Here is a 9880-nt window from a genome sequence, read left to right as displayed (position 1 = left end):
GTGTGCTGCGCCGCTATTACTGATCGGTTGATCGGTTGAGCCAACGAGACGCCCGTCCGCGATGCGGACGGGCGTTTTGTTTTGTTACCGCTTCATCAGCCCGAGCCGGCTCGCGCCGACATAGAGCGAGAGCACGGCGGCATTCGAGACGTTGAGACTCTTGATCTCTCCGGGCATGTCGAGCCGCGCCACGACGCTGCAGGTCTCGCGTGTCAATTGCCGCAGGCCCTTGCCTTCCGCGCCCAGCACCAGCGCGAGCGGCTCGCGCAGGGTGACCTCGGAAAGATCCGCACTGCCTTCACTGTCCAGCCCGACAGTCTGGAAGCCGAGCTCGTTCATCGTGGTCAATGCGCGGGCGAGGTTTTGCACCGTCACCATCGGGACCAGCTCCAGCGCGCCGGAGGCGGCCTTGGCCAGCACGCCGGTCGCTTCCGGACTGTGACGCGCGGTGGTGACGATCGCCTTCACCGCAAAGGCGGCCGCCGAGCGCAGGATGGCGCCGACATTGTGCGGGTCGGTGATCTGGTCGAGCACCAGCACGATGCCGTCCTGCTCCAGATCCTCGATGTCGGGCGAGGGCAGGGGATCGGCCTCGGCGAGCAGGCCCTGGTGCACGGCGTCGGGCGACAGCAGCCGGTCGATCTCCTGGGGCCGGACGATCTCGGGCGTGACCGGGATCGCGATGTTCTCGTCCGCCAGGCGCCTTGCGGCGTTCTCGGTCAGCGTCAGCTTGCGGATCTGCCGCTGGGGGTTGGCGAGCGCCATGGAGACGGTGTGCCAGCCATAGAGGATGACAGGCCCGTCGGCGTCCGAATCGCGATCGCGGCGGGCCGGGCGACCGGCCGATTTTCCGGGCCTGTTGAAGGGCTTAGACCCGCCGCGGGGGCCCCTCGGGTTGAATTTTCGATCCTTCATGGGCTCGCTTGTGTCACGGGTCCCGGAATATGGCAATTTGGGTGGTGTCGGGGGCGATTTTAGCTGTTCGCCTCGGTTGACTTTACCCCATCGCTTCGCCGATAACCGCGCCCGGTCGCGCCCCCATCCGGGCTGTCGCGGCCTTCACGTTCCATGGCCGTCTTCGGTCGCCGGCAAGGTCCGGCCCGATTGTGCTGCCGTCGAGCGGGGGAGTGTCCCGAGTGGCAAAGGGAGCTGACTGTAAATCAGCCGCCTTATGGCTTCGCAGGTTCGAGTCCTGCCTCCCCCACCAGCCTTCGCTCGCTTCGCGAGCTACGGCTCGGCAAGCCGGCACCGATGGTCATGGCGCGAAGTGAGCGAAGGCTGTCGCGCCGCAGCCCGGAGGGCGCAGGCGGACTGGGTAAGCGCGCAAGTCACCCCATCATCTCCCGCACCATCGGCACTACCTTCCGCCCATAGCGCTCGATGCTCTTCATCAGCTTGCCATGCGGCAGCGGGCCCGCCGAATACTTCAGCTGAAACCGCGAAATGCCGAGCGCCTTTGCCGTCTTGGCGATCTTGCGCGCGACCGTCTCGGGCGAGCCGACATAGAGCGAGCCGTGCTCGGCCTCGTTCACGAACTCGTCGCGGCCCATTGGTGGCCAGCCGCGTTCCTTGCCGATGCGGTCGCGCATCGCCTTGTAGTCGGGCCACAGCTCCTCGCGCGCCTGTTCGTCGGTCTCGGCGACATAGCCTGGCGAGTGCACGCCGATCGGCTGTGCCGGGCGGCCGAACTCCCTGAATGCGCGATGATAGAGCTCGACGAAGGGCGCGAAGCGCGCGGGATCGCCGCCGATGATCGCGAGCATCAAGGGCAAGTCGTAATGCGCCGCGCGCACCACCGATTGCGGACTGCCGCCGACGCCGATCCAGGTCTTGAGCGTGCCGTTCTCGACCGGGGGATAGACCAGCTGCCCGTTCAGCGGCGGACGCAGCTTGCCTTCCCAGGTCACCGGCTTCTGCGACAGCAGTGCCGCGAACAGATCGAGCTTCTCCTCGAACAGCGCCTCGTAAGCCCGCAGGTCGAAACCGAACAGTGGAAAGGACTCGGTGAACGAGCCGCGGCCGAGGATCACCTCCGCACGTCCGTTCGAGAGCGCGTCCAGCGTGGCAAAGCGCTGGAAGACGCGGATTGGATCGTCCGAGCTCAGCACCGTCACGGCCGAGCCGAGATGGATCCGCCTGGTCCGCGACGCGATGGCGGCCAGCACGGTCTCAGGGGAGGAGATCGCGAAGTCGGCGCGGTGATGCTCGCCGAGGCCGATGAAGTCGAGGCCGAGCTCGTCGGCGAGCACCGCCTCGTCGACGACGTTGCGGATCACCTGTGCGTGCGGAAGCATCGCGCCGGAGGCGTCCCTGGTGACGTCGCCAAAGGTGTCCAGTCCGAATTCGAGCGGTGCGGTCATTGATGAGGTCTCTGCGGGCGCGGCTTGCGCGCCTGTCACTGGGGGAGGGGATTGCCTTGGTTGGAGCTAAGCAGCCGGGTCTGATGCACAATGCTGCTTCGAGAAACCCATTGTTTCCCTTTTTCATGGTGTCGGGGGGCCCGCCGCCCGCGGCTTCAGTCGGACCTGGCGAACATCTCGACCAGGGTGTCGCGCAGCCAGCGCTGCGCCGGTACGGTGTCGTTGCGCTGGTGCCAGAACAGGCTGACGATGCGCGGCGGCGCCTTGAGCGGAAGCGGCATCGCGTGCAGGAACGGCGCGTGCCGGGATTGCGAGCGCAGATCGCTCGGCAGCACGGCGATCAGGTCGGACTGGCGCACGATTTCGTAGGCGGCGCTATAGTGATTGACGGTCGCGACCACGTTGCGCGACAGCCCGCGCGAGGCGAGGAAGAGGTCGTAGGACGGCAAGGTCTTGCCGGCGAGGCTCACATCGACATGCCCCGCGTTGAGGAAGCTGCGCGTGCTCAGCCGCTTCATCGCGGCGAGCGGATGGCTGCGCCGCATGAAGCAGGCGTAGTCGACGGTCCACAGCGAGCGCGAGCGGATGGCGGCCGGCTGCTGCGCCTCGTTGACATAGACGCTGAGGACGCAATCAACGCGATTGTCCTCGAGCTGGTCGGCGATCTCCAAAATGGTGTTGGGAACGGTGTGGATTCGCGCCTTGGGCGCGACCTTGCCGAAATGGTTCAGCAGGTTCGGCATCACCAGCGAGGCGACGTAATCCGACATCGACAGGCTGAACTCGGTCTGCGCACGGTGCGGATCGAACACCTGCTCGTCGAGCGCGCCACGGACGGTTTCGAGCGCTTCGCCGATCGGTTCCCACAGCACCACGGCGCGCTGAGTCGGACGGATGCCGGTGCCGGACCTGACGAACAGGGGATCGCCGAGCGCGTCCCGCAGGCGTGCGAGCGCATTGCTGACCGCCGGCTGCGTCATCAGAAGCGCGTTGGCGGCGCGCGTGACGCTGCCCTCGGTCATCAGGGCCTCGAACACTTTCAGCAGGTTGAGGTCGAGCGAGCGAAACGACAGAACATTCACTCCAGTGATGTACTAGATCATGATTATAAATTATGACGATAATATCTCCTTGTCTATGGTTCCGCCCGGGAGCGAGCGGAGTGCCGGGCCGCCACACAGAGGGGGACTTTCATGTCGATGATCTCGGCGCGGATCGAGCGCCTTCCGTTCGCACGCTTCCACGGGCATCTGCTGCTGATGGGCGGGCTCGGCTACATGTTCGACGCGATGGACGCAGCCGTGCTGGCGTTCATCCTGCCGGTGCTGCGCACGACCTGGAATCTGTCGAGCGTCCAGATCGGCGTGCTCGGCAGCAGCACCTATATCGGCTTCCTGTTCGGCGCGCTGCTGGCGGGCACGCTGGGTGACCTGATCGGCCGTCGCGCGGTGATGATGTCGGCGCTGGCACTCTATTGCGTCGCATCCATCGTCAGCGCTGCGGTGAACGACTGGTCGTCCTTCTTCGCCGCCCGCGTCGTCGCGGGCATGGGCACCGGCGCGGAGAGCGCGATCATTGCGCCCTATCTGGCGGAATTCGTCGCACGGCGTTACCGCGGCAGCTTTACCGGCGCGCTGGCCGGATTCTTCTCCTTCGGTTTCGTCGCGGCGGCCTTGCTCGGCTATTTCATCGTGCCCGCCTCTGAGAACGGCTGGCGCATCGTACTGGTGATCACCGCGGTGCCGGTCGTCATGCTGCTGTGGTGGCGCAGGGCGCTGCCGGAATCGCCGCGCTGGCTGGAAAGCCGGGGCCGGGAGAAGGAAGCCGCAGCCGTGCTGGACAGGATCGAGGCCGGATTTGCGAGCCAAGGCCATGTCCTGCCGCAACCGGTCGTCGAAATCACGGCGCCTGCCGTGACTGGTGGTACGCTGCTTGCCAATTTCGCCGCGCTCCTCGCCGGCCGCCAGGCGCGCATCACCATCATGACCTGGATCATGTGGCTTACGATCACGTTCAGCTACTATTCCTTCTTCGTCTGGATCCCCGGCCTTCTGGTCCAGAACGGCATGAGCATCACCAAGAGCTTCGCCTATTCGATCGCGATCTATTGCGCGCAAATTCCCGGCTATTTCAGCGCTGCGTACTTCAACGAGCGCATCGGCCGGCAGGCGACGATTGCCTCCTACATGGTGCTCGGCGGCGCCAGCGCGCTTGGACTTGCATTCGCGCAGAGCGATCAGCACATCATGGTCGCCGGAATCTTGCTGTCCTTCTTCATGAACGGCACCTATGCGGGGGTCTATGCCTATACCGCCGAGGTATTTCCGACGGCCGTCAGAACCACCGGCGCCGGGCTCGCCTCCGCGATCGGCCGCATCGGTGCGATCGTCTCGCCGATCCTGGTCGGCTATCTCTATCCCAATTTTGGCTTCGCCGGCGTGTTCGGCCTCACCACGAGCGTGCTGCTGTTAGGCGCGCTCACCGTGGTGCTGATGGGCGTGCCGACACGCGGCCGTTCGCTGGAAGAGATCGCGGCAGGCGAAGTCGCATGAGGGAGACGAAACACCGATCCGATCCGCTGCTCTGCGCGGTGGCGGCCGCGCAGGGCAGGGCGGATCAGCCGGATGCCCTGTACTCGGCGCTGGACGACGCCCTGAAGTCGGCGATCGGGCACAAGCTGTTCACGATCCTGACCTATGACGCCGACACGAGGGAAGCAGCGCGGGTGTATTCCAATCTTCCCGGACCTTACCCGGCGGGCGGCCGCAAACGCCTGGCGCCGGGGCCGTGGACCGAGGCTGTGCTCGACCGCGGCGAGGCCTATATCGGCCGCACCCGGGACGATCTGCGCGGGGTGTTTTCCGATCACGAGCTGATCGCTTCGCTCGGCTGCGAAAGCGTGCTCAACATGCCCGTGCGCTGGCGCGGGCGCACGCTCGGCTCGCTCAATCTGCTCCATGAGGCAGGCTGGTACGGCAAGGACGATGTCGCTGCGTGTCTCCCATTCGCCCAGTTCGCCTTGCCCGCGCTGCTCATCCAGTCCTGATAAGACAGGAAGTCGTCATGTCCCGTGTGCTCTTCAAGAACGCCGCTCTGCTCGATCCGCTTCAGCCGGACCTCCTGGAGGGACATCACGTGCTGGTCGAGGACGGTCTGATCAAGGAGGTCTCCGATCGGCCGCTCCAAGTGGAAACCGACCGCACCGTCGATCTGAAGGGCAAGACGCTGATGCCCGGCCTGATCGACCTGCATGTGCATGCGATCGCCGTCGAGCTCAATCTGGCGCAGCAGGTGCACATGCCGAACGTGCTGGTGACGCTGCGCTCAACGCTGCTGCTGCGCGGCATGCTGCGGCGGGGCTTCACCACCGTGCGCGACGCCGGCGGCGCCGGCCATGCGCTGAAGCAGGCGATCGAGACCGGTCTCACCGACGGTCCGCGGCTGTTCGTCTCGGGTCGTGCGCTCAGCCAGACCGGCGGGCACGGCGACATGCGGGCCCGCTCGGATTATCTTGCCAGCGACGCACCGTGCCCCTGCTGCGTGCGTGTCGGCGCGCTGGCGCGCGTTGCCGATGGTGTCGACGGCGTGCGCAAGGCGGCGCGCGAGGAACTCCAGATGGGGGCGGACCAGATCAAGATCATGGCTTCCGGCGGCGTCGCTTCACCGACCGATCCGGTTGGCGCCTTCGGGTACTCCGAGGACGAGATCCGCGCCATTGTCGAGGAGGCGCGCGGGCGTCAGACCTATGTGCTCGCCCACGCTTACACCGCTGCCGCGATCGAACGCGCGGTGCGCTGCGGGGTGCGCACCATCGAGCACGGCAATTTGGTCGATGCTCCGACCGCGCAGCTGATGGCCGAGAAGGGCGCCTATGTGGTGCCGACGCTCGTCACCTACGAGGCGCTGGCTAACGAGGGTGCCCAATATGGCCTGCCGCCCGAAAGCGTTGCCAAGATCGCCGATGTCCGCGACGCGGGCCTGCGCTCGCTCACGATCTACCGCGACGCCGGCGTAAAGATCGGGTTCGGCAGCGACCTGCTCGGACCGTCGCAGCGTCTGCAGAGCGACGAATTCCGCATCCGCGCCGAGATTCTCGGTCCGCGCGCCGTCATCGCCAGCGCGACATTGGTCGGCGCCGAGGTCCTCGGCATGGAGGGCAAGCTCGGCCGCATCATGCCCGAAGCCATTGCGGACCTGCTGGTGGTCGATGGCAATCCGCTCCGCGACGTGGCCTGCCTGCTCGGCCAGGGCGAGCACATCCCGATGGTGATGAAGGCAGGCAAGGTCCAGTTCGACCGGCTGGGGGCGCGTAGCTAATCCTATTTCGAGATGCGCACGACCATCTTGCCAAGCGCCCCGCGCGTCTGCATCGTCCTGAACGCTTCCCGGAAGTCATCCAGCGCGAAGATGCGACCGACCACAGGCTTCAGCTGGCCGTCGACCAACCAGGCCGTCAGCTCCGACATGAGGCGCTTCTGCACCTCGGGCTCGCGGATTGGAAGCTGCGCGAGGTCGACGCCGAGCAGGGCGCCGCCCTTCAGCAGTGGCAGGTTGAACGGCAATGCAGGGATCGCGCCGGCGGCAAAACCGACCACGAGATGACGGCCGCGCCAGGCCATGGAGCGAAAGGCCTGCACCGAGATCTCGCCGCCGACGGGGTCGAAGATCACGTCGGCGCCGTGTCCTTCGGTCAATTCCTTCAGCGTGTCGCGCCAGTTGGTCTGCGTGTAGTCAACCACGGCATCGGCGCCGTGCTGTCGCGCGAACTCGCGCTTGTCTGGTGTCGATGCCGCTGCGATCACACGGGCGCCGAGCAGCCTGCCAATCTGGACGGCCGCGATTCCCGTGCCGCCCGCTGCGCCCAGCACCAGAAGCTGTTCGCCTGCGCCGAGCGACGCGCGCGCACTCAGCGCATAGAGGGCGGTCAGGTAATTGGCACGAAACGAAGCGGCGACCTCCGCCGCGACGCTGTCCGGCAGGGGATAGAGCGCTTCGGGGGTGACGACGATCTCTTCGGCAAGCGCGCCCGAGCGCGTCATCCCCATTACGCGCATCCCGGGTTGATAGCCGCCCGGTGCGCCGGGGGCTTCGTCCACGATGCCTGCGAATTCGGTTCCGGGAATGAAGGGCAGGGGATCCTTGGTCTGATAGCGCCCCTCCATCTTCAAACCGTCCACAAATCCGATTCCTGCAGCCTCTACCCGGACACGCAGCTGTCCGGGCCCGATGTGTGGAGACGGAACGTCCTTCAGGGCGATTTGATCGATCGGCGCGTATTGCTCGACGACGACGGCTTTCATGTCGGACCTCTGTTGTCCAGTTATGCTGACACGTCTCGACACCAGCCTCTTGTGTCTTACCGCCACATTCCGCGCATCCGCGCCCCGATGTCGACCTTCGGCCCTTGCGCCGCCGTGCGGGCCGCGCCTGCCCCAGCCTTCGGCCAGGCGGTGCGCTCGAACAGATAGACCAGCGGCTCCGGGATGAAGCGGGTGCGCGAGGCGTAGACGTGGCGGTCGCCCTTGGCTTGCTGGCCGTGGGTGAAGAAGCGCTGCGGCACCACGAGGTGCAGGTCGTCCTTGGCGCGCGTCATCGCGACATAGAGCAGGCGGCGTTCCTCCTCGAGCTCGGCGCTGGTGCCGGCGCCGAGATCCGACGGCATGCAGCCGTCGACGACGTTGAGCACGAACACCGATTTCCACTCCTGGCCCTTGGCGGAGTGGATGGTGGAGAGGATCAGATAGTCCTCGTCGCGCAAGGGCGGCCCGGATTTGTCGCTGGTCGCATCCGGCGGATCGAGCGTGAGCTCGGTCAGGAATTTCTCGCGCGAGGCATAGCCGCTCGAGATCTGCTCGAGCTGCATCAGATCGGCGCGGCGGGTCTCGGAATCCTCGTGGAGGCGATCGAGATGCGGTTCGTACCAGAGCCGCACGCGTTCGAGATCGGCCGGCCATTCCGAATAGCGCAAATTTTCGATGGTGCGGACGAAGCCGGTCCAGTCCGCGCCGGTGCGCGGCGGCACCGGGAGCTGGCCGAGCGCAGCGAGCGGATCGGTGCTCTCCGCCATCTGGTCGAGCACGCGCTGCGCAGTCGCCGGTCCGATGCCCGGCAAGAGATGCAGGATGCGAAATCCCGCGACGCGGTCGCGCGGATTTTCGGTGAAGCGCAGCAGCGCGAGCACGTCCTTGACATGCGCGGCATCGAGAAATTTCAGCCCGCCGAACTTGACGAACGGGATGTTGCGGCGGGTCAGCTCGATCTCCAGCGGGCCCGAATGCGAGGAGGTCCGGAACAGCACTGCCTGGTGCTTCAGGAGCGCGCCTTGCTCGCGGTTGGCCAGGACTTCCTCGACGATGTAACGGGCCTGGTCGGTCTCATCGTGCACGGTGACGAGCTGCGGCTTTTGCGCGGAGCTGCGGTCGGTCCAGAGGTTTTTTGTGAAGCGCTCGCGCGCCAGGCCGATGACGCCGTTCGCCGCCGCCAGCACGGGTTGCGTCGAGCGGTAATTGCGGTCGAGCGTGATCATCTCGGCGCGGGGCGAGAAGCTCTGCGGAAAATCCAGAATGTTGCGGACCGTGGCGGCGCGGAACGAATAGATCGACTGCGCGTCGTCACCGACGACGGTGAGGCCGCGTCCGTCCGGCTTCAGCGCCAGCAGGACCGAGGATTGCAGGCGGTTGGTGTCCTGATATTCGTCGACCAAGACGTGATCGAAGCGGCCGCCGATTTCTTCCGCGATCAGCGCATCGCTCATCATCTGCGACCAGTAGAGCAGCAGGTCGTCGTAATCCAGCACGTGCTGGGCCTGCTTGGCCTCGACATAGGCCGCGAACAGGCCCTTCAGCTCGGCCGCCCAGCCTGCGCACCAGGGATAGTGCGCCCCCAACACCTTCTCGATCTCCATCTCGGCATTGACGCAGCGCGAGTAGATCGACAGGCAGGTGCCTTTGGCGGGAAAGCGGCACTCCGTCTTCGACAATCCGCGCTCGTGCCGGACCAGATTCATCAGGTCGGCGGAATCCTCGCGGTCGTGGATGGTGAAGGCAGGATCGACGCCGATCCGCTCGGCATATTCGCGCAGCAACCGTGCGCCGATGCCGTGGAACGTGCCGGCCCAGGTGAGCGCGTCGCGCATGATCGCGGCATTGTTCTCGCCGAGCACTTTTCGGGCGATGCGCTCGACCCGGCCGGCCATCTCGGCCGCGGCGCGGCGCGAGAACGTCATCAAGAGGATACGGCGCGGATCGCTGCCCGCGACGATCAAATGCGCGACGCGGTGGGCCAGCGTGTTGGTCTTGCCGGAGCCCGCACCGGCGATGACGAGCAGGGGCGCGCCCACGGTCGCACCATCGGCCACGCCATGCTCCACGGCGCGGCGTTGCTCCGCATTGAGCGTGTCCAGATATGTCGCCACGAATCGCCCCGGTGAAACAGCCAGAGTCGGCGATCCCGCTGCGAATCGCAATGCGTCTGGACGGGACCGATGTTAAGACCTAGGGACAAGACGGCCCAAGGTTCCA

General features: G+C 66.0%; 8 protein-coding genes and 1 tRNA gene. 4 read left to right on the top strand and 5 right to left on the bottom strand.

Annotated elements, in window-relative coordinates:
- Positions 1 to 84 precede the first annotated feature (84 nt).
- Positions 85 to 915 (bottom strand): 23S rRNA (guanosine(2251)-2'-O)-methyltransferase RlmB, encoded by an 831-nt coding sequence (rlmB, locus tag ACFQX9_RS07690; protein ID WP_377787561.1) that lies wholly within the window; start codon positions 913 to 915, stop codon positions 85 to 87.
- Between the two features lie 206 nt (positions 916 to 1121).
- On the opposite strand from rlmB, the gene ACFQX9_RS07685 reads away from it, so the two are divergent.
- Positions 1122 to 1207 (top strand) — tRNA-Tyr (locus ACFQX9_RS07685).
- A gap of 121 nt (positions 1208 to 1328) precedes the next feature.
- Here the strand turns inward: ACFQX9_RS07685 and ACFQX9_RS07680 are convergent.
- Both ACFQX9_RS07680 and ACFQX9_RS07675 read right to left on the bottom strand, forming a co-directional pair.
- Complete coding sequence (locus ACFQX9_RS07680) at positions 1329 to 2360, bottom strand: LLM class flavin-dependent oxidoreductase (RefSeq protein WP_377787559.1); 1032 nt, start codon at positions 2358 to 2360, stop codon at positions 1329 to 1331.
- A gap of 155 nt (positions 2361 to 2515) precedes the next feature.
- Positions 2516 to 3442, bottom strand: a complete 927-nt coding sequence (locus ACFQX9_RS07675) for a LysR family transcriptional regulator (RefSeq protein WP_085351211.1) — start codon at positions 3440 to 3442, stop codon at positions 2516 to 2518.
- A gap of 111 nt (positions 3443 to 3553) precedes the next feature.
- Here ACFQX9_RS07675 and ACFQX9_RS07670 point away from each other — a divergent pair, with 111 nt between their 5' ends.
- From ACFQX9_RS07670 to ACFQX9_RS07660, 3 genes are read left to right on the top strand one after another with little or no spacing between them, the layout of a single operon-like run.
- Positions 3554 to 4912: an MFS transporter gene (locus ACFQX9_RS07670; RefSeq protein ID WP_085361851.1), complete on the top strand. Its 1359-nt coding sequence runs from the start codon at positions 3554 to 3556 to the stop codon at positions 4910 to 4912.
- Positions 4909 to 5406 (top strand): GAF domain-containing protein, encoded by a 498-nt coding sequence (locus ACFQX9_RS07665; RefSeq protein ID WP_204511574.1) that lies wholly within the window; start codon positions 4909 to 4911, stop codon positions 5404 to 5406. Before ACFQX9_RS07670 ends, ACFQX9_RS07665 begins: the two co-directional genes overlap by 4 nt.
- A gap of 17 nt (positions 5407 to 5423) precedes the next feature.
- A complete protein-coding gene (locus ACFQX9_RS07660; RefSeq protein WP_231190709.1) occupies positions 5424 to 6677 on the top strand; it encodes an amidohydrolase family protein in 1254 nt (417 codons plus the stop codon).
- A gap of 2 nt (positions 6678 to 6679) precedes the next feature.
- Here the strand turns inward: ACFQX9_RS07660 and ACFQX9_RS07655 are convergent, their stop codons facing one another.
- A complete protein-coding gene (locus tag ACFQX9_RS07655; protein ID WP_377787554.1) occupies positions 6680 to 7660 on the bottom strand; it encodes an NADPH:quinone oxidoreductase family protein in 981 nt (326 codons plus the stop codon).
- 56 nt (positions 7661 to 7716) lie between these two features.
- On the bottom strand, positions 7717 to 9774 hold the full coding sequence (locus tag ACFQX9_RS07650) for an ATP-dependent helicase (protein ID WP_204511571.1): 2058 nt from the start codon (positions 9772 to 9774) through the stop codon (positions 7717 to 7719).
- Between the last annotated feature and the right edge of the window lie 106 nt (positions 9775 to 9880).

The organism is Bradyrhizobium sp. GCM10028915, assembly GCF_042666195.1.
Lineage (GTDB): Bacteria > Pseudomonadota > Alphaproteobacteria > Rhizobiales > Xanthobacteraceae > Bradyrhizobium > Bradyrhizobium canariense_D.
The sequence above is the reverse complement of the archived record's forward strand: the minus strand, read 5'-3'. Positions and strand labels throughout refer to the sequence as shown.

Coding starts and splice junctions, on each gene's coding strand:
- rlmB (WP_377787561.1), bottom strand. CDS start 915: ATGAAGGATCGAAAATTCAACCCGAGGGGCCCCCGCGGCGGGTCTAAG.
- ACFQX9_RS07680 (WP_377787559.1), bottom strand. CDS start 2,360: ATGACCGCACCGCTCGAATTCGGACTGGACACCTTTGGCGACGTCACC.
- ACFQX9_RS07670 (WP_085361851.1), top strand. CDS start 3,554: ATGTCGATGATCTCGGCGCGGATCGAGCGCCTTCCGTTCGCACGCTTC.
- ACFQX9_RS07665 (WP_204511574.1), top strand. CDS start 4,909: ATGAGGGAGACGAAACACCGATCCGATCCGCTGCTCTGCGCGGTGGCG.
- ACFQX9_RS07660 (WP_231190709.1), top strand. CDS start 5,424: ATGTCCCGTGTGCTCTTCAAGAACGCCGCTCTGCTCGATCCGCTTCAG.
- ACFQX9_RS07655 (WP_377787554.1), bottom strand. CDS start 7,660: ATGAAAGCCGTCGTCGTCGAGCAATACGCGCCGATCGATCAAATCGCC.